Origin of the sequence: Actinomadura sp. 3N407, assembly GCF_052245875.1 — a bacterium.
Lineage (GTDB): Bacteria > Actinomycetota > Actinomycetes > Streptosporangiales > Streptosporangiaceae > Spirillospora.
Map to the genome: position 1 here is coordinate 1 of NZ_JBQQBP010000014.1, position 16,732 is coordinate 16,732.

Sequence of the window (16,732 nt, forward strand, 5' to 3'; positions counted from 1 at the left end):
TCACAAGCGTGAGGGGGCGGGCACGCCACGAGTCGTTTCGCCGCGCCGTTAGGTGGGACGGATCCGGAATCGGGTGGGAATCGCGCGATCCCGGATTCACGAGCTTCACGGCGTCCCTCCGGTAGAAATCCTGGGTGCTGAACGACGCTGGAAAGAGGGCCGCCGCGGGGACGGCCGCCGCCGCGGTCACCCTCGCGACCGCCGGAACCGCCGCCCTGGCGACGCCCGCCGCGGCGACGGGACGTCCCGGATCCGAGCCCGCCCCGAGGCCGGCGGGCCTCGCCTGGAAGCCCTGCCCCGGCAAGGACCCCGTGGCGGGCACCCGTCTCCAGGGCCTCCAGTGCGCGTCCATCCGGGTACCGCTCGACCACGCCCACCCGGACGGCGGGCAGATCACGCTCGAACTGACCCGTGCCCGGCACACCACCCCCGAATCCAAGGGCGTGGTGCTGCTGAACCGGGGCGGGCCGGGCGCGCACGGACGCGACCTCCCCGGCGTCATCAGGGGCGCGCTGCCCCGGAAGGTCGCCGCGTCCTACGACTGGATCGGCTTCGACCCGCGCGGGGTCGGCGCCAGCGAACCCTCGCTGACCTGCGACCCGAGCTACCAGAACCCCGGCCGCGCACGCCCGGACACCATTCCCGCGAACGCGAAGGAAGAGCGGGCCTGGCAGGCCAGGGCCAAGGCGTACGCCGACGACTGCGCCGAGAAGTACCGGACGATCCTCCCGCACATGGGCACGGCCGACTGGGCCCGCGACATGGACGAGATCCGCAAGGCCCTCGGCCAGAAGAAGATCAGCTACTTCGGCTACTCGTACGGCACCTACCTGGGCGCGGTGTACGCGACGATGTTCCCCGGGCGGGTGAGCCGGATGGTGCTCGACAGCGTCGTCCGCCCGAGCGGCGTCTGGTACGAGAACAACCTCGACCAGAACGTCGCGTTCGAGAAGCGCATCCGCGCGTACTTCGCCTGGATCGCCCGCCACCACGAGACCTACCGCCTCGGGACGACGCGGCGGCGGGTCGCCGCCGCCTACGCCAAGGCGCGGGCCGCCCTCAAGGCCGAGCCCATCGACGGGAAGATCGGCCCGACCGAGCTGGACGACGTCTTCCTCGCAGACGGCTACGCCGACTACGACTGGGCCGCGCACGCGAGGGCCCTGTCCGCCTACGTCGTCCGGCACGACCCCGGCCCGCTCCGCAAGGAATGGCAGCCGTCCGGGCGCCTCGAACAGAACATCTACGCCGTCTACACCGCCGTGCAGTGCCGGGACGCGTCCTGGCCGCGCGACTGGAGCCGCTGGCACGCCGACAGCGAGCGCCTCTACCGGCAGGGCTACCGTTTCGAGACCTGGAGCAACACCTGGTACAACGCCCCCTGCGCGTTCTGGGCGGTGCCCGGCGGTCCGCGTCCCGAGGTGAAGGGCACGTCCTCGCTCCCGCCGATCCTCCTGGTCCAGGCCACCGAGGACGCCGCCACGCCCTACGCCGGCGCGTTGGAGACCCACCGCAGGTTCCCCACGTCCCGGCTGGTCGTGCAAGCCGGCGGCGGCAACCACGGCGTCTCGCTGTCGGGGGACAGGTGCGTCGACACGGCCGTGGCCGCCTACCTCGGCGGCGGTGAACTCCCCGCGAGCCGGCCGGGCCCGGACGCGAGGTGCGAGGCCGGACCCGCGCCCGAGCCCGCCTCCGCCGAGAAGCCGGATGACCCGGAGCCCGTGGCCGGGCACCGCTGAACCCGTCCCCGGACCCGGGCGATGACCGAGCCCGCGGAGGTGCGGGGACCCCGGACGACATAGGCTTGTCCACGTGGTGCTGTCAGTGGTGAGGGCCGAACGGGGGCCGTTCCCGTCGCGGAGCCGGTAGCCGTGCGCATGCTGGGCTCGATGCCGGTGCGCGTGCTGGACGACCGGCACCGGGCGGAGGCCCTCGCGATCCTGGACGCCGATCCGGTGTCCAACGTGTTCGTCAGTTCCCGCGTGCACGCCGCGGGGCTCGACCCGCGCCGTCTCGGCGCCCAGATGTGGGGTTACCTGCACGACGGCCGGCTCACCTCGCTGTGCTACTCCGGCGCCAACCTCATCCCCGTCGCGGCGGGACCGGAGGCCGTCCGCGCGTTCGCCGAACGGGCCCGGGCCCAGGGACGGCGCTGCTCGTCCATCGTCGGGCCCGTCGGCGCCGTCGGCGAACTGTGGGAGATCCTCGCGCCGTACTGGGGGCCGCCCCGGGCCGTCCGCCCGGACCAGCCGGTGATGGCCACCTCCGCCGTCCCCGACGTGCCGGCCGACCCCGGTGTCCGGCGGGTCCGGATGGAGGAGTTCGACATCGTCTACCCCGCCTGTGTGGCGATGTTCACCGAGGAGGTCGGGGTCTCGCCGAACACCGGCGACGGGGGCGTGCTCTACCGTGCCCGCGTCGCCGAACTGATCCGCGACGGCCGCGCGTTCGCCCGCATCGAGGACGGCCGCGTCATGTTCAAGGCCGAGATCGGCGCCGTGACCCCGCGGGTCTGCCAGGTGCAGGGCGTGTGGGTGCCGCCCGATCTGCGGGGCCAGGGCCGGTCGGTGGCCGGGATGTCCGCGGTGGTGCGGGAGGCGATGCACGGCATCGCGCCGACCGTCTCGCTGTACGTCAACGACTACAACACGCGGGCGCGGGCCGCGTACCGGCGTGTCGGGTTCACCGAACTCGGCTCCTTCATGTCGATCCTGTTCTGAAGCGTTCCACGCGTTCCGTCCGACTTGTCATTGCGTGACTGGTACCCCCCGATACATGAATCGATCTTCCCGGACGGGTACCATCCGGCCGTGGAGTTCGCCGGGGCATTACGGCAGGCCATCCAGGCCAGCGGGCTGACCCTGGAACGGATCCGGCACCGCCTCGGCCGGCGCGGCCTGTCGGTCAGCGTGGCGACGCTCAGCTACTGGCAGCGCGGACGCAGCCGCCCCCGCTCGCGTACCGTGGTCGTCGCGCTGGAGGAGATCCTCCAGGTGCCGCCGGCGACCCTCACCGACCTGCTGGACGAGTCCGCGCCCACGGCGCCCGCCGTCCGCGGCGGCCTGGGGGCCGGCCCGTCCGGTGCCGACGGACGCGGCCGCCCGGTGCGGGAACTGTGGCCCGACCCGGACCGCTACGCGGGCCTCGTCGGGCAGCTCGACCGGTCCGGGGACCACCGGCTCGAACGGCTCAGCATCCACGACGTCTACCGGCTGGACGAGGCACGCCGCTCCTGGACCCTGTCGGTCCGGACCGTCCTGCGCGCCGCGGGCGACGACATCGACCGGGTCGTGTGCGTCCACCAGACGGGCGGCGTCCAGCAGCCCGGTTACAGCGGCGCCCTCTCGCCGGACGGCGGCTCCGGGCCGGCCGGCGGCGCCTCCGAGCCCGGTGCCGAGTCCCCGGCCGGCGGCGGGAAGGCCGACCTCGCGCAGGTGCGGTACTGCCGCCCCGGACGGATCCGCGCCGAGGGCGGGCTCATGGCGTTCGAGCTCGTCTTCGACCGCGTCCTGTCGGCGGGCGACACCGCGGTCGTCGAGTACGAGCTCGGACCCGTCGGGGAACCCCCGCACGACAGCTACGACCGGCGATTCTCCCATCCCGTCCACGACTATGTCGCGATCATCCAGTTCGCGGGCGACCGGCTGCCCGCGCGCTGCTACGGCTACACGGCCGAAAGCTCCCGGGCGCCGCGGCAGCGCCTCGGCGAGCTGTGGATCGGGACGTCCGGCAGCGCGAACATCGCGGTCGGGGCCGTGCGGCGCGGCATCGTCGGCATCGAATGGGAGTGGCATTGATGGGAATGGCGCCGACGCCGGTGCCGGTGCTTGTAGGAAATTGACGGTTGGAATCGGGCCCCGGGGGCCTTACAGTGAGCGCTGAAGTCGCAAGCGCAGTAGTCAAGGCCGTCATGCGGGGGCCGGCCGGAGCGGATCCGGAGGCCAGCGGTGCAGAGTGTCGCAGAAGACGATCTCCTACAGGTGCTGCAGTACGGTCCCTTCAACGTCGCCTTGCACGCGGCCATCCAGGCCCGCGGCCTGAGCCTCGACTCGTTGCGGCGCCGCCTGGAGGAGCAGGGCATCGCCGTCAGCCTGTCCACGCTGAGCTACTGGCAGCGCGGCCGGACACGGCCCGAACGCGCCGACTCGATGCGCGCCGTCCGCGGCCTCGAGGTCATCCTCGAACTGCCGCGCCATTCGCTGCTGACGCTGCTGAAGCCGACCGCGGAGCGGTCCGCGGGGCCGTGGCTGCCGGTCGAGGAACTGTGCCCCGAGCCGGGGATCCGCGACCTGCTCGACGAGATCGGCGACCGCGGTGAGCGGCAGCTCACCGGCCTCAGCCTGCACGACCAGCACACCATCGGACGGCGCCGGGAACTGCGGGAGGTCCGCTCCCGGGCGGTGTTCCAGGCGCAGCAGCGCGGCGTCGACCGCTGGATCGCCGTCTACCACCATCCGCAGGGCGTCCTGCCGTCGTCGCGCACCGCGCGCGGCTGCCGGTTCGGGCGCGTCCGGATGGACGAGGCGAGCGGCCTCATCGCCGCCGAGCTGCTGTTCGACCGGGCGCTCGGCCGGGGTGAGACGTACCTGCTGGAGTACGGCTTCGGGTTCGACGAGACGGGCCCGCCCGTGACCGAGGAGGGGCGCGGGTTCCGGACCCCGCAGCACGAGTTCCTCATCGAGGTCCGGTTCCACCCGGCCACCCTGCCCGCCCGCTGCTACCGGACGTGGCGGCCCGACGGCCACACCGCCCTCAAGGACTCCGCCGACCTGCGGATGTCCAGCTACCACAGCGTCCACTTCATCGAGTTCGGCATGGCCGCCGGCTACCACGGCATCCGCTGGGAGTGGGACTGAGTTCATCGCGACCTCGGCCCCTCGCCCGGCGGCTCGGGGCCGGATCGCGGAAGCGGCGAACGCGACACCGCTTCGCGATCTTCCCCTGAGGGTTCGCCGGCGGCGCGCTTGCGCTCAGGCAGCGCGTTCGCGGTGCGGACGCGGTGGTCGCTCACATGACCAGGAGATCCAGGAGACGGTCGAGTTCGGCGGCGGGGTCGCCGGTGAGGCCGGCGTGGACCGGGCCGGGCTGCACGATCGTGCTGCGCGGCGCGGTCAGCCACCGGAAGCGCGTGCCCGGGGTCTCCCGCGCGGCCTGCCCGGCGCGGTCGCCGCCGCAGCAGACGGCGTCCACGCCCTTGAGCGCCGACCGTACGCCCTCCAGGTCGAGGGACGGGTCCAGGGCCAGGAGGCGCCGCTCGTCCAGATGCGTGCGGCACCCGAGGTAGTCGAGCGCCCGGCAGTACACCACCACGCCCACGTTCATGCTCTCGCCCCGCTCCACGCGCGGGACGACGCGCAGCGCCGCGTACTCGAACACCGCCGGTTCCGCCGCCGTCCTGATGTTGCTCATGGGGCGCCGCCGAGCCAGTCGGGGCGGTTCCCGCCGCGCTTGGACGCCGTGTCGGGCCGGCGCCCGCCGACGGTGGTGTCGGGCAGCCAGTCGCGCGGCTTGCCGACGCGGGGCAGCAGCATGTCGACGTAGGCGTCCCGGAGGGCCTGCGGGCAGTCGAACCCGGGCTCGCCCTCCAGCCAGCGGTCGGGCACCAGGCCGGTCACCTCCCGCAGCAGGTCTTCAGTGATCTTCGGGGCGAGTTCCGCCTCGGCGTCCTCCAGCATCGTCGCGTACGGCGTCAGCACGTGGTCGTCCACGTCGTACGGGCCGGAGAACAGCCTCGCCGCGTTCGTCCACGCGTGGTGGAAGATGAGGCTCGCGCCGTGGTCGATGAGCCACAGGTCGCGGTGCCAGACCAGCATGTTCGGGTTGCGCCAGCTCCGGTCGACGTTGCCGATGAACGCGTCGAACCACAGCACGCGGGACGCGAACCCGGGGTCGGGTTTCCAGCCCAGCGGGTCGAAACCGAGCGACCCGGGCAGGAAGTCGACGCCGAGGTTCCAGCCGGGGCTGGCCTTCAGCAGGTCCTGCACGTCGGGGTCGGGCTCGTGCCGTCCGATGGCCGGGTCGAGGTCGATGAGCACCTGCTCGGGGACGCGGAAGCCGAGGCGGCGCCCCAGCTCACCCGCGACCACCTCGGCGATCAGGGCTTTGCGTCCCTGCCCGGCGCCATGGAACTTCATGACATAGGTACCGAGATCGTCGGCCTCGACGATGCCCGGCAGCGACCCGCCCTCGCGCAGCGGCGTCACGTATCGGATGGCTGTCACATGTGGCAACACGTCGCAACGCTACCGGGTGCGGGTGCACCCGGGATAATCAGTCGTATGGGCGTTGAGCTGCTCGACCTGTCGGTGCCGATCGTCACGGGCATGCCCGTCTATCCGGGCGATCCCGAGGTGGAGGCCGTCCCCGCGCTGACGGTCGCCGGGTCCGGTGTGAACGTCCTGCGCCTGCACATGGGCTCGCAGTCCGGTACGCACGTGGACGCTCCGTTCCACATCGACGACGCCCTGCCGCGCCTCGACGAGCTCCCCCTGACCCGCTTCACCGGCCCCGCCGTCGTCATGGACGCCCGCGGGCTGCCGCCCCGCGCGTCCATCGGCCCGGATCTGCTGCCGGCCGGTCTCGGGCCCGGCGTCGTCCTGCTCATCGGCACCGGATGGTCCCGGCACTGGGGGACCGATGCCTATCCGGCCCATCCGTACGTCGCTCCCGAGACCGCCGAGGCGGTCGTCGCCGCCGGTGTCCGGACGGTGGGCATCGACGCCCTCAGCGTCGACCGCACTCCACCGCCGGGCTCGGAGGAGTTCTCCCTGGCGGCTCACCGTGTCCTCTGCGAAGCCGGTGCGGTGATCGCGGAGAACCTCACCGGGCTCGGCCGCGTCATCGAGGCGCAGCGGGCGGGCTGCGCGATCGACGTGTCGCTCTTCCCGATCGCCCTCTCCGGCGCGGACGGCGCCCCCGTCCGCGCCGTCGCCCGGGTGGACGACCGGGCCGTCCTCATCTGAACGGTGCGCCATCCGAACGGTGCGGCGGGGCGGCCCGTCCATACTGGCGGGGATCAGGTGTCGGAAGGGATGGTCGCGGTGAGGGTGTCGTGGGCGACGGAGCAGGGGAACCCCGAGCGGGGGAACGAGGATTTCGTGGCCGCGGCCGACGGCGCCGTCGTGGTGCTCGACGGGTGCGGGCTGCCCCTCGGCACCGACCTCGGCTGCGAGCACGGCACCGCCTGGTACTCGCGGTCGCTCGGCACGCGGCTGCTGGCGCGGATGCTGGACGGTCTCGGCCCGCGGTCCGGTCCGCCGGTGGGGCCGCCGGAGGGGGTGCACCGGCCGGGGGAGCGGCCGCTGGTGGCGCGGCTGGCCGGGGCCATCGCCGACGTCGCCGCCTCGCACCGGGAGGGCTGCGACCTGCGGGCGCCCACGACGCCGGCGGCGACCGTCCTCGCGCTGCGGGTCCGCGGCGAGTGGGTCGACTACCTGGTGCTGGCGGACTCGACCCTCCTGCTGGACGGCCGCCGCGGGGTGGAGGCGATCACGGGCGGCCCGTACTTCGCCGCGGCCGACCCGGCGATGGCGGAGGCCGCGATCACGGGCACGGTGCCGGTGGGCGAGCTGGACCGCGCGGCCCTGCTGACGGACGGTGCGACACGGCTCGCCGACATGTTCGGCGTCACCGACTGGGACGGGCTGGCCGGACTGGCCGTGGACCCGGGGCCCGCCGGGCTGATCGAGCGGACCCGGGAGTTCGAGCGCACCGACCCCCGCGCCGTCCGGTGGCCGCGGGGCAAGGTCCACGACGACGCGACCGCCGCCGTCTGCGCCTTCGGACGGTGACGGGTATGCGGATCGGTATCACGATGTTCGCGACGGACCTGACGATGGAGCCGCACGAGCTGGCCCGGGAGGCCGAAGAACGCGGGTTCTCGTCCCTCTACGTCCCCGAGCACACCCACATACCCGTGTCGCGCCGGACGGCGCCCCCGACGGGCGACGCGGCACTGCCCGCCGAGTACGCGCGCACGCTCGACCCGCTCGTCTCCCTCGCCGCGGCCGCCGCGGTGACCGAGCGGATCACGCTCGGGACCGGCGTCCTGCTGCCCGCGCAGCGCGACCCGATCGTCACCGCCAAGGCCGTCGCGACGCTCGACCGGCTCTCGCGGGGACGGTTCGCGCTCGGCATCGGCTACGGGTGGAACGTGGAGGAGGGCGCCGCCCACGGCGTGCCCTGGAAACGGCGGCGCGCGATGGTGCGGGAGCACGTGCTGGCCATGCGGGCCCTGTGGTCGGACGAGGAGGCGTCCTTCCGCGGCGAGTTCGTCGGCTTCGACGCGAGCTGGTCGTGGCCCAAGCCGTCCGGGCGGGTGCCCGTGCTGCTCGGCGGCGCGCCCGGTCCCACGCTGTTCGCGCACATCGCCGAGTACGGCGACGGGTGGCTGCCGATCGGCGGCGCGGGCATCCGCGAGGCGCTGCCCGGGCTGCGGCGCGCCTGCGAGGAGGCGGGGCGGCCCATGGTGCCCGTCGTGCCGTTCGGGACGCTGCCCACCCCGGCGAAACTCGGCTACTACGCCTCGCTCGGCATCGAGGGGGTCGTGCTGCGCGTGCCCGCCGGCGGCCGCGACGCCGTCCTGCCGCTGCTGGACGAGTACGCGCGCTCCTACCTCTGAGTCACCGGATCATCCGGAAGCAGAAGAAGGTCGGGAAACGGTAGTACTGCCCCTTGCCCGACTTCACCGCGCCCAGGATGAGGAACACCCACCCGGCGATCAGCAGCTCCAGATACGGGAGGAGGAGCAGGATGAGGAAGGCCGGCGTGTCGAAGATGATGGCCGGCGGGACGCAGACCGCCACCACCACGAGGAGATGGATCAGCAGAGTGAGCGTGTGGTTCATCGACTGCGCCGCGTGGAACCGGGTGAACGGCGAGGTGTTCTTCTTCACGAAGTAGATGATCAGCGCGGGCAGGAAGCCGATCAGGAGGTTCCCGACGTAGGCGAAGACGGCCCAGGTGGTCTCCTCGCCCGGGTGGTTCTGGGGCGGCGGCGGCCCGTACCCCCAGCGCGGGTCGTAGGGACCCCCGGGAGGCGGGCCGTAGGGCGGCTGACCGTAGGGCGGCTGACCGCCGGGAGCGTGCCCGTAGGGCGGCTGACCGCCGGGAGCGTGCCCGTAGGGCGGCTGACCGTAGGGGCCCTGGCCGTAGGGGCCGGAGTACGGCGGCGGCTGATCCGGGTGCGGCGGGGGGTGGTCCGTCACTGGCCTTTCCTTCGGTCCGCTAAAGGTATTGCAGGAATCTATCCGACTGCCGGCCGCCGCCGCAGGTGCGCTACCGTCACCGGCCATGAAGGGTGACAAGGGACCCGGCGACGCGGGCGCCGACGGCAAAGGACGGCGGAACCCGTACCCTCTGCCGGGACAGGGGGCGGGCTCGCCCGGCAACGACCCGCCGCCCCCGCCTCCCGAGCCGCCCCCGCCTCCCCCGCCTCCCGCTTCAGGCCCGCCGTCCCTTCCCGAGATGCCGCCCCCGGTCCCCGGCTCCCCGATGACGTCCGAGGGCGGCCCGGCCGCTTTTCCGGTCGGCGGCCGTTCGGTGCGGTCCGGACAACGTCGGATCTGGCTGCTCTTCCTCGGCCCGTTCGTCGTCGCGATGCTGGTCCTCTTCTCCTGGGCCGGATTCCAGTTCTACGGCCTCAACAAGGACGGCGGCGCATCGGCTCTCCCGTCCTCCTCGCCGGAACCGGAGCCGGTCAGCACCGTCCCGCCGAAGGTGAAGGGCTGGAAGGCGGTCAGCAGCGCCAAGTACGGGCTGACCTATGACGTCCCTCCCTCGTGGCGCATCCTGCCCCCGACGACCCTCATCGGATGGGACGCGGTCAAGGGCGGGCAGCGGTCGATGATGAGCTCCGCCGCCGTGTTCCGCGAGGACACGTGCAAGGACGGCGACGACGGGTACAGCCGCGCGCACACGGGCTTCAACCAGTACGTCGACGCCAGGCTCGATGAGGCGGCCGAGCACGCCGCGAACAAGTGGGCGACGAACGCCTACACCGTCGAGGGATCCCCGGCCCCGTCGATCGCCCTGAGCGCTCCGCAGACCGTGCGGGTCGGAGGCGCCGAGGCCGTGCACATCCGCGCCGACGTCGCCGTGAAGGCAACGGGCCCGTGCTACTCGCCGACCGCGGTCGTGCACGCGGTCGCCGTCCCGGGCGTCGCTCCCGGCAAGACGACGGTCTTCCTGCTGCTGTCCGACCAGGGCGTCCCGGACGCGGCGCCGAAGGCGGAGCTCAAGAAGATCCTCGGCGGCCTGCGGCCCAGCTGACCCGGTGCGGACCCCGCCGTCCGGCGCATGCGCGCCCGCATCCTAGAATCACGTTCGGCAGACGGGAGGGCCGCATGAGCGCGATGCCGATGGAACGGCAGGAGCTGGGGGACGACGAGGTGACGGCGCGGGCCGGCCTCGCCGCCCGGGTGCGCGAGCTGGCCGAGGCGGCCGTGCTCACCGGCGTCGGCGCCGCCGAGGCCGCCGCGGTGGCGGACGAGGTCGAGGCGCTGACCGCGCGGCTCGCGGTGGAGCGCCGGGTCGCACCGCCGTACGTCGCGTCCAGCGAAGGCATCCTGGAGCGGCACACGGCCAACCCCGTCAACGGGGCCCTCAACCCCTTCGCGCCACCGGTCGACCTGCAGGTCACCCCGGACGGCGCCGTCCGCGGCGAGTACACGCTCAGCCCGCTCTACGAGGGGCCGCCGTCGTACGTGCACGGCGGCGTCTCCGCGATGGTGCTCGACCAGGCCCTCGGCATGGCCGCGGCCGTCTCCGGGACGCCCGGCATGACCGCGACCCTGGAGCTGCGCTACCGGCGCCCCACCCCGCTCGGCGTCCCGCTCGTCGTCGAGGCGCGGTTCAGCCGGGTGGAGGGGCGGAAGGTCCACGCGTCCGGGAACATCACCGGGCCGGACGGCCGCGTCACGGTGGAGGCCACCGCGATGTTCATCATGCCCGAGCGGTTCCTCACGTCGCAGCACTGACCCCGGCCCGGCCCGGTCCGGGAGCCCGCCGGCGGTGCGGCCGGCTCATTCCTCCACGGGGATCGAGAGCGCGACCGTGCCCCGCATGTCGAGCCAGACGGTGCCGGGGCCGCGCACGAGGCGCAGGACGATGTGACCGCAGCCCTGGCAGCGGGCGACCAGGCCGGGCGCGCGGCCGTACACGCGGAGCTCGGCGACGGGGCCGGTGAGGCCGCAGTGGGCGCAGCGGCAGCCGGCGGCGGTCACGTCGACGGCGAAGATCTCCGACAACGGACCCGCCATGGCGTTCCCGTCGATGTAGTCCGGATCGACGTCTTCCGGATCGATGGAGCCCGGGTCGGCGTGGTCCGGGTCGGCGTGGTCCGGGTCGCCGGACGGGCCGGTCTCCGAGGTCGCCATGTCATCCTCCGCTAGGGCCGAAGCGTTCCGTCCGGACGCGCTCCGGGGCGTGGCCGAGCAGAACCAGGTAGGCGGCCGCCTTCTCGACGAAGCCGGTCGGCCCGCAGACATAGCAGGCCGGTTCGAAATCGGCGGGCCATCCGTCGCGCACGAGGTCGTCGGGGACGAGCCGCCCCGGCGGGCGCGGCCACCCGTCCGGTGCGCCGCGCGTGAAGAGGTAGGCCGAGTCCAGCCCCGGTGACCCTTCGCGCAGTTCGGCCGTGTAGAGCCGCTCCTCCGGGCTTCGCACGGAGTACAGCAGCCGGAACGGCACGCGGCTCCCGGCCGCCCGACGGGTCCGGATCATGGACATGAGCGGCACGATCCCGGAACCGCCGGCCACCAGCAGGACGGGCTCGGTCTGCTCGGGACGCCAGACGAACCACCCGCCCACGGGCCCGCGGATCTCCACGAGGTCCCCGGGCATGAGAACGCCGGTGAGATAGGGCGACACCTCCCCGTCGTCCACGCGCTGCACGGTCAGCTCGACGCGGTCGCCGTCCGGGGCGGATGCGAGCGAGTAGCTGCGCTGCGTGCTGTAGCCGTCCTCGGCGGTGAGCCGGACGTCCACATGCTGGCCCGCCAGATGACCGGGCCAGTCCGGGACGTTGAACACCAGTGTGGCGGCCGTCGCCGACTCGGCGCTCCGCTCCAGCAGTTCGGCGGCACGCCAGCGCAGACGCGCGCCTAGTCGCCCTGGTACCGCTGTTCGCGCCACGGGTCTCCGTAGTCGTGATATCCGGCGCTCTCCCAGAAACCGGGCTCGTCCTGGAGCAGGAGCCGGATCCCGCGCACCCACTTCGCCGACTTCCACAGATAGAGGTGCGGCACGAGCAGGCGTGCCGGGCCGCCGTGCTCGGGCGCCAGTTCCTCGCCCTCGTACCCGTAGGCGATCCACGCCTTGCCGTCGAGGAGATCCTCCAGCGGGAGGTTCGTGGTGTAGCCGCCGTACGAGTGGACGAGGGCGAAGTCGGCCGCCGTCTCCACTTCCTCGAACAGCGTGTCCAGCGGGACGCCCCTCCAGCGCGTCTCGAACTTCGACCATTTGGTCACGCAGTGCAGATCGACCGTGGGCGTCTCGGCCGGCAGCGCCGTCAGCTCGTCCCAGTTCCACGTGTACTGGGCGTCGCTCTCCGTGCCGATGGTGAACTCCCAGTCCTCCACGGGCACATGGGGAGTGGGACCGGCGGAGAGCACGGGGAAGTCGTGCGTCTCGTACTGGCCGGGCGGCAGTTCACGGCCGCCGGCGGGCCGCCGCCCGTGGAACCCGCGGGAGATGATGGGCATGTCCTCGCCTTCCCCTCGAACCTGGTGTGCCCGGGGCAGGACGCGCCCCGCGGCTGATCGGTGACACCGGGTGAGCGGTTTCTACCCGGCGGGCGTGAGATTCGAAACCGGTGGAAGCGGCGCGCGTCAGTATTCGTAGACCTTGACGGCCGGATCGCCCTCGTGCCAGGTCGCGATGACCGACGAGGTGCGCTCGTCGTCGAGGAAGTCGACGCGGAGCCATCCATCGGCCTGCGTCACCCGCGTCTCGTAGCCCGCGTTGGGCGTCGCCGACACCAGCCGCACGCGGTCCTTCTCGACGGACATGGCGGCGCGCCCGCCGCGCGTGGCGTAGCTGCGGACGTTGTCGGGCGGCTTCGGGTCGGGGGTGTCCGTCTCGTGCCCGCCCGGCGGCGCCTTCGGGGACTTGGACGGCTTCGGCGCCCGGTCCTCGCCGGCGGGCGGGCTCGGCCGCGAGGTCGGCGAGCCGATGTCGGTCGGGACCGGCGGGCTGGAGTGGATGATCGGACCCGCGATCGGCGGTGGCGCCGACCTCTCCGACACCGCGCCGCGGACGACGCCGCGTACTCCCAGCCAGGAGAGCGCCACCGCGAGCGCGGTCACCCCGGCCCACGGGGCAACATACGACATCGCGCGACGCATGGGCACATGGTGGCATACGGTTCCGCCATGGCGAGTGTTCTGGTGGTCGAGGATGACGCGAATGTCCGGACCGCCTTGATCAGGGAACTGAGTGTGCGGTCGCATGTCGTACGCAGCGTCGGGACCGCGATGGACGCGCTGCGCGAAGTCACACAGGCGCCTCCCGACGTCGTCGTCCTCGACCTCGGGCTGCCCGACCTCGACGGCGCGGAGGTGCTGAAGATGCTCCGCGGCATCTCCGACGTCCCCGTCATCATCGCGACGGCACGCGACGACGAGCCCGAGATCGTCCGGCTGCTGAACGCCGGCGCCGACGACTACCTCATCAAACCGTTCTCCATCGAACACCTCAGCGCCCGGCTCGCGGCGGTGCTGCGCAGGTCCGCGCGGTCCGGGCCGACCGCCGAGCTCAGCGTCGGCGGCCTGCACATCGACCTCGACCGGCGGGAGGCGCTGCTGGACGGCGAGAACCTCGAACTGACCCGCCGCGAATTCGACCTGCTGGCCTACCTGGCCGCCCGCCCCGGGCGGGTCGTGGCGCGGCGCGAACTGCTCGCCGAGGTGTGGCGGCAGGCCTACGGCGACGACCAGACCATCGACGTCCACCTGTCCTGGCTCCGCCGAAAACTCGGCGAGACCGCCGCGGCCCCCCGCTACCTGCACACGGTGCGCGGAGTCGGGGTGCGACTGGCCGAGCCCGATCCGCGGTCATGAGGAAGACGCTCGTCCTGGTGTCCCTCGCGGTCACCTCGATGGTCGCGCTGGCGTTCCTGATCCCGCTCGCGCTGACCGTCCGGGAGATCGCCCGGGACCGCGCCTTCACCACCGCCGAACGGCAGGCCAGCGCGCTCGGCCCCGTCCTCGTCGTCACCGAGGACCCCGCCGCCCTCGAACGCGCCGTCGCCAGCACCCAGGCCGGCGCCGCGGGCCGCATGACCGTGCACATGCCCGACGGCGGGCTCGTCCCGAGGAACGGCCACGGCGAGTTCAGCGCCCGCCCCGAGCAGCTCACCGAGGCCGGGCGCCGCGGACGCGCCTACACCGCCCGCGTGAACGGCGGGTACGCGCTGCTGCAGCCGGTGTCGCTGGACGCGGGCCGCACCGCCGTCGTCGAGGTCTTCCTGCCCGACGATGACCTGTCGCGCGGCGTGTGGCAGGCGTGGCTCGTCATGACGACCGTCGCCGCCGCGCTCGTCGCCGGGTCCGTCGCCGTCGCCGACCGGCTCGGCAACCGCATGATCCGCTCCACCCGCCGGCTCGCCGAGGCCGCCGGCGCGTTCGGCGAGGGCGAGATGTCGGTGCGCATCGAGCCGGACGGGCCGCCCGAGCTGATCGAGGCCGGGCTGGCGTTCAACGCGATGGCCGACCACGTCGTCCAGCTCCTGTCCGCCGAACGGGAGATGGCCGCCGACCTCTCGCACCGGCTGCGCACGCCGCTCGCCGCGCTCCGCCTCAACGCCGAGGCCCTCGGGGACGGCGTCGTCGCCGACCAGACCCGCGAGGCCGTCGACCGCATCGAGCGCGAGGTCGACCAGATCATCCGGACCGTCCGGCGCCCGACCGGCCGGGGCAGCTGCGACGCCGCCAAGGTGCTGCGCGACCGGGTCTCGTTCTGGTCCGTCCTCGCCGAGGACGAGGGACGCTCCTGCGAGCTGATCGGCGTTGACGGGCCCGCGCCGCTCCCGCTGCCGGGAACCGAACTCGCCGCCGCCGTCGACGCGCTGCTCGGCAACATCTTCCGGCACACGTCCGAGGGCACCGGCTTCGCCGTCACCCTCCACCAGGGCCAGGGCGTCACCGGCATCCTCGTCGCCGACGCGGGCCCCGGCATCACCGACCCGGACGCCGCGCTGAAACGCGGCAGCAGCAGCGGCGGTTCCACCGGCCTCGGCCTCGACATCGCCCGCCGCGCCGCCGAGTCCACGGGCGGCTACCTGCGCATCCACCGCAGCGTCCTCGGCGGAGCCCAGGTGCAGATGTGGTTCCGGACCAAGTGGCTGCCGCCCGCGCGCCGTTCCCGCCGCCTCGTCCGCCGCCGCCACTCCCGCACCTAGCGGTCGCGCCCCTCCCGCAGCTTCGCGACGGCCTGCTCGACCCGCCGGAGCCGCGTCTCCGGCTTCTTCGCGCCGGTGACCGACTCCACGAACCACCGCTTCTTGCTGTAGGACAGGCCGTCGAAGAACCGCCTGGCCGCCTCGTCACCGGCGAGGGCCTCCGCCAGATCGCCCGGGACGGTCACCTCACGCGGCTCGGTGTCGGCCTCCACCTCGACGTCGATCGTGTCGCCCGCCCGCACGCCGGCGGCCTCGCGGTTCTCCGCGCTGACGGGCAGCATGTACCGGCCGCCCATGGACGCGACCGTCGATCGGTACATGTGCCCGTTGATGGTGACCTTCACAGCGGCCCGCTTCCCCTGGCCGAGCCCCTGCACGACCTTCCCGGGCACCTCCACCCCGGTCGCCGTCCTGCCGTGCAGCTCCAGCGTCGCGTGAAACCTCATGATGACCTCCTCGTTCGGGGCTCGACTCGTCAACGCGTCGAACGGCCCGCCGCCGGATCGACATAGCCGGGACTTAAATCCGCCTTAACAACGAAGAAGATGCCTTGGCGCGCTTCTAGCCTGGCGGACATGAAGAGCCCCCGCTCCCCGTACGAGCCTCGCCGCTCCCAGTACGTGGCCGCCGGCCTCATCGGCGTCGTCGGCCTCGTCGTCGCCGCCCTCATCGCCGTCCTCGCCATCCGCGCGAGCGGCAACATCCCCACCGCGCCCAGCTCGTACATCGTCAACGTCCGGGGGGCGTGAACCGGGGTCGGTCAGCCGCGGACATGGTCGCCGGTCGCACCGTCGACGAGCTCGCGGACGATGTCCATGTGGCCGGCGTGGCGCGCGGTCTCCTCGATCATGTGGATGAGGACCCATCGCAGCGTCACGGTCGCGCCATGCCAGGCCGTGCCCCGCGAGTCGAGGTCGAGTTCCTCGATGACCCTGTCGGACGCGGCGCGGGCACGCCCGTAGAACGCGACGATCCCGGCCGTGGTCTCGCCCGGCTCGACCCTGAGGTCGGCGTCGGGATCGTCCTCGTCGAACGGCAGCGGTTCCGTCTCCCGCCCGAACGTCTCGCAGAACCACCCGTACTCGACGGCCGCCAGGTGCTTGGTCAACCCCAGCAGGCTCGTTCCGGACGCCGTCATCGGCCGCCGCGCCCGCTCCTCGTCCAGCCCCTGGAGTTTCCACAGCACCACGTCCCGATGCCGGTCGAGGCTGACCTTCAGACTCTCCTTCTCTTCGCCCGTGAACGGCACCTGTTCCATCCGCGAGACGCTATCAGCGCCCTTTGCCGCCGAAGAGAAGAAGCTTGACCGGGTGAAAAGCGGAACCGGTGCCCGTC

Annotated in this window: 21 protein-coding genes; 12 read left to right on the plus strand and 9 right to left on the minus strand. The window is 73.0% G+C overall.

Features of this window, described 5'->3' with window-relative positions:
* Positions 1-134: 134 nt before the first annotated feature.
* The 4 genes from ACTWPP_RS30280 (at position 135) to ACTWPP_RS30295 (ending at position 4,856) form a co-directional block, all read left to right on the plus strand.
* Positions 135-1,739 carry an alpha/beta hydrolase gene (locus ACTWPP_RS30280; protein ID WP_443107784.1) on the plus strand — a complete coding sequence of 535 codons (1,605 nt, stop codon included), beginning with the start codon at positions 135-137 and terminating at the stop codon, positions 1,737-1,739.
* 138 nt (positions 1,740-1,877) lie between these two features.
* Entirely contained in the window at positions 1,878-2,720 is an 843-nt protein-coding gene (locus ACTWPP_RS30285; RefSeq protein ID WP_443108003.1) for a GNAT family N-acetyltransferase, read from the plus strand.
* A gap of 90 nt (positions 2,721-2,810) precedes the next feature.
* A complete protein-coding gene (locus tag ACTWPP_RS30290) occupies positions 2,811-3,797 on the plus strand; it encodes a helix-turn-helix domain-containing protein (protein WP_443107785.1) in 987 nt (328 codons plus the stop codon).
* A gap of 150 nt (positions 3,798-3,947) precedes the next feature.
* Positions 3,948-4,856 (plus strand): hypothetical protein, encoded by a 909-nt coding sequence (locus ACTWPP_RS30295; protein WP_443107786.1) that lies wholly within the window; start codon positions 3,948-3,950, stop codon positions 4,854-4,856.
* Between the two features lie 151 nt (positions 4,857-5,007).
* On the opposite strand, the gene ACTWPP_RS30300 is transcribed toward ACTWPP_RS30295, so the two are convergent.
* Both ACTWPP_RS30300 and ACTWPP_RS30305 read right to left on the minus strand, forming a co-directional pair.
* Complete coding sequence (locus ACTWPP_RS30300; RefSeq protein WP_443107787.1) at positions 5,008-5,409, minus strand: DUF3037 domain-containing protein; 402 nt, start codon at positions 5,407-5,409, stop codon at positions 5,008-5,010.
* Entirely contained in the window at positions 5,406-6,233 is an 828-nt protein-coding gene (locus ACTWPP_RS30305) for a HipA family kinase (RefSeq protein ID WP_443107788.1), read from the minus strand. Before ACTWPP_RS30305 ends, ACTWPP_RS30300 begins: the two co-directional genes overlap by 4 nt.
* A 45-nt stretch (positions 6,234-6,278) precedes the next feature.
* Between ACTWPP_RS30305 and ACTWPP_RS30310 the strand changes: the two genes are divergently transcribed.
* The 3 genes from ACTWPP_RS30310 (at position 6,279) to ACTWPP_RS30320 (ending at position 8,620) form a co-directional block, all read left to right on the plus strand.
* Positions 6,279-6,962, plus strand: coding sequence for a cyclase family protein (locus ACTWPP_RS30310; protein ID WP_443107789.1), 684 nt, complete (start codon positions 6,279-6,281; stop codon positions 6,960-6,962).
* Positions 6,963-7,031: 69 nt separating this feature from the next.
* Entirely contained in the window at positions 7,032-7,790 is a 759-nt protein-coding gene (locus ACTWPP_RS30315) for a hypothetical protein (protein WP_443107790.1), read from the plus strand.
* A gap of 5 nt (positions 7,791-7,795) precedes the next feature.
* Positions 7,796-8,620 carry an LLM class F420-dependent oxidoreductase gene (locus tag ACTWPP_RS30320; RefSeq protein WP_443107791.1) on the plus strand — a complete coding sequence of 275 codons (825 nt, stop codon included), beginning with the start codon at positions 7,796-7,798 and terminating at the stop codon, positions 8,618-8,620.
* Position 8,621: 1 nt separating this feature from the next.
* On the opposite strand, the gene ACTWPP_RS30325 is transcribed toward ACTWPP_RS30320, so the two are convergent.
* The gene (locus ACTWPP_RS30325) at positions 8,622-9,206 is read right to left on the minus strand and encodes a DUF4870 domain-containing protein (protein ID WP_443107792.1); all 585 of its coding nucleotides are present in this window, start codon (positions 9,204-9,206) and stop codon (positions 8,622-8,624) included.
* Between the two features lie 85 nt (positions 9,207-9,291).
* On the opposite strand from ACTWPP_RS30325, the gene ACTWPP_RS30330 reads away from it, so the two are divergent.
* A complete protein-coding gene (locus ACTWPP_RS30330; RefSeq protein ID WP_443107793.1) occupies positions 9,292-10,269 on the plus strand; it encodes a hypothetical protein in 978 nt (325 codons plus the stop codon).
* Positions 10,270-10,343: 74 nt separating this feature from the next.
* Positions 10,344-10,976, plus strand: a complete 633-nt coding sequence (locus tag ACTWPP_RS30335) for a PaaI family thioesterase (RefSeq protein ID WP_443107794.1) — start codon at positions 10,344-10,346, stop codon at positions 10,974-10,976.
* A 45-nt stretch (positions 10,977-11,021) separates the two neighbouring features.
* On the opposite strand, the gene ACTWPP_RS30340 is transcribed toward ACTWPP_RS30335, so the two are convergent.
* From ACTWPP_RS30340 to ACTWPP_RS30355, 4 genes are all read right to left on the minus strand, one after another.
* On the minus strand, positions 11,022-11,375 hold the full coding sequence (locus ACTWPP_RS30340; protein WP_443107795.1) for a DUF6510 family protein: 354 nt from the start codon (positions 11,373-11,375) through the stop codon (positions 11,022-11,024).
* Between the two features lies 1 nt (position 11,376).
* Positions 11,377-12,132, minus strand: a complete 756-nt coding sequence (locus ACTWPP_RS30345) for a ferredoxin reductase (RefSeq protein WP_443107796.1) — start codon at positions 12,130-12,132, stop codon at positions 11,377-11,379.
* Entirely contained in the window at positions 12,102-12,701 is a 600-nt protein-coding gene (locus tag ACTWPP_RS30350; protein WP_443107797.1) for a sulfite oxidase-like oxidoreductase, read from the minus strand. The genes ACTWPP_RS30345 and ACTWPP_RS30350 overlap by 31 nt, the downstream gene beginning before the upstream one ends.
* Positions 12,702-12,827: 126 nt before the next feature.
* A complete protein-coding gene (locus ACTWPP_RS30355; protein WP_443107798.1) occupies positions 12,828-13,343 on the minus strand; it encodes a hypothetical protein in 516 nt (171 codons plus the stop codon).
* 27 nt (positions 13,344-13,370) lie between these two features.
* Between ACTWPP_RS30355 and ACTWPP_RS30360 the strand changes: the two genes are divergently transcribed.
* Together ACTWPP_RS30360 and ACTWPP_RS30365 are read left to right on the plus strand one after the other, a co-directional pair.
* A complete protein-coding gene (locus tag ACTWPP_RS30360) occupies positions 13,371-14,057 on the plus strand; it encodes a response regulator transcription factor (protein ID WP_358450891.1) in 687 nt (228 codons plus the stop codon).
* Positions 14,054-15,397 (plus strand): sensor histidine kinase, encoded by a 1,344-nt coding sequence (locus ACTWPP_RS30365; RefSeq protein ID WP_443107799.1) that lies wholly within the window; start codon positions 14,054-14,056, stop codon positions 15,395-15,397. Before ACTWPP_RS30360 ends, ACTWPP_RS30365 begins: the two co-directional genes overlap by 4 nt.
* On the opposite strand, the gene ACTWPP_RS30370 is transcribed toward ACTWPP_RS30365, so the two are convergent.
* The gene (locus tag ACTWPP_RS30370; protein WP_443107800.1) at positions 15,394-15,843 is read right to left on the minus strand and encodes a YdeI/OmpD-associated family protein; all 450 of its coding nucleotides are present in this window, start codon (positions 15,841-15,843) and stop codon (positions 15,394-15,396) included. The two genes, ACTWPP_RS30365 and ACTWPP_RS30370, sit on opposite strands and share 4 nt — an antisense overlap.
* A gap of 129 nt (positions 15,844-15,972) precedes the next feature.
* Here ACTWPP_RS30370 and ACTWPP_RS30375 point away from each other — a divergent pair, with 129 nt between their 5' ends.
* Entirely contained in the window at positions 15,973-16,146 is a 174-nt protein-coding gene (locus tag ACTWPP_RS30375; protein ID WP_443107801.1) for a hypothetical protein, read from the plus strand.
* Between the two features lie 11 nt (positions 16,147-16,157).
* Here ACTWPP_RS30375 and ACTWPP_RS30380 read toward each other — a convergent pair whose 3' ends face one another.
* Positions 16,158-16,655: a DinB family protein gene (locus ACTWPP_RS30380; RefSeq protein ID WP_443107802.1), complete on the minus strand. Its 498-nt coding sequence runs from the start codon at positions 16,653-16,655 to the stop codon at positions 16,158-16,160.
* Between the last annotated feature and the right edge of the window lie 77 nt (positions 16,656-16,732).

What these genes read in the sequence shown, in the direction of transcription:
- ACTWPP_RS30340 (WP_443107795.1), bottom strand. Translation starts at nt 11,375, where the DNA reads ATGGCGACCTCGGAGACCGGCCCGTCCGGCGACCCGGACCACGCCGAC.
- ACTWPP_RS30300 (WP_443107787.1), bottom strand. Translation starts at nt 5,409, where the DNA reads ATGAGCAACATCAGGACGGCGGCGGAACCGGCGGTGTTCGAGTACGCG.
- ACTWPP_RS30320 (WP_443107791.1), top strand. Translation starts at nt 7,796, where the DNA reads ATGCGGATCGGTATCACGATGTTCGCGACGGACCTGACGATGGAGCCG.
- ACTWPP_RS30355 (WP_443107798.1), bottom strand. Translation starts at nt 13,343, where the DNA reads ATGCGTCGCGCGATGTCGTATGTTGCCCCGTGGGCCGGGGTGACCGCG.
- ACTWPP_RS30285 (WP_443108003.1), top strand. Translation starts at nt 1,878, where the DNA reads ATGCTGGGCTCGATGCCGGTGCGCGTGCTGGACGACCGGCACCGGGCG.
- ACTWPP_RS30360 (WP_358450891.1), top strand. Translation starts at nt 13,371, where the DNA reads ATGGCGAGTGTTCTGGTGGTCGAGGATGACGCGAATGTCCGGACCGCC.
- ACTWPP_RS30310 (WP_443107789.1), top strand. Translation starts at nt 6,279, where the DNA reads ATGGGCGTTGAGCTGCTCGACCTGTCGGTGCCGATCGTCACGGGCATG.
- ACTWPP_RS30370 (WP_443107800.1), bottom strand. Translation starts at nt 15,843, where the DNA reads ATGAGGTTTCACGCGACGCTGGAGCTGCACGGCAGGACGGCGACCGGG.
- ACTWPP_RS30335 (WP_443107794.1), top strand. Translation starts at nt 10,344, where the DNA reads ATGAGCGCGATGCCGATGGAACGGCAGGAGCTGGGGGACGACGAGGTG.
- ACTWPP_RS30315 (WP_443107790.1), top strand. Translation starts at nt 7,032, where the DNA reads ATGGTCGCGGTGAGGGTGTCGTGGGCGACGGAGCAGGGGAACCCCGAG.
- ACTWPP_RS30375 (WP_443107801.1), top strand. Translation starts at nt 15,973, where the DNA reads ATGAAGAGCCCCCGCTCCCCGTACGAGCCTCGCCGCTCCCAGTACGTG.
- ACTWPP_RS30365 (WP_443107799.1), top strand. Translation starts at nt 14,054, where the DNA reads ATGAGGAAGACGCTCGTCCTGGTGTCCCTCGCGGTCACCTCGATGGTC.
- ACTWPP_RS30330 (WP_443107793.1), top strand. Translation starts at nt 9,292, where the DNA reads ATGAAGGGTGACAAGGGACCCGGCGACGCGGGCGCCGACGGCAAAGGA.
- ACTWPP_RS30350 (WP_443107797.1), bottom strand. Translation starts at nt 12,701, where the DNA reads ATGCCCATCATCTCCCGCGGGTTCCACGGGCGGCGGCCCGCCGGCGGC.
- ACTWPP_RS30380 (WP_443107802.1), bottom strand. Translation starts at nt 16,655, where the DNA reads ATGGAACAGGTGCCGTTCACGGGCGAAGAGAAGGAGAGTCTGAAGGTC.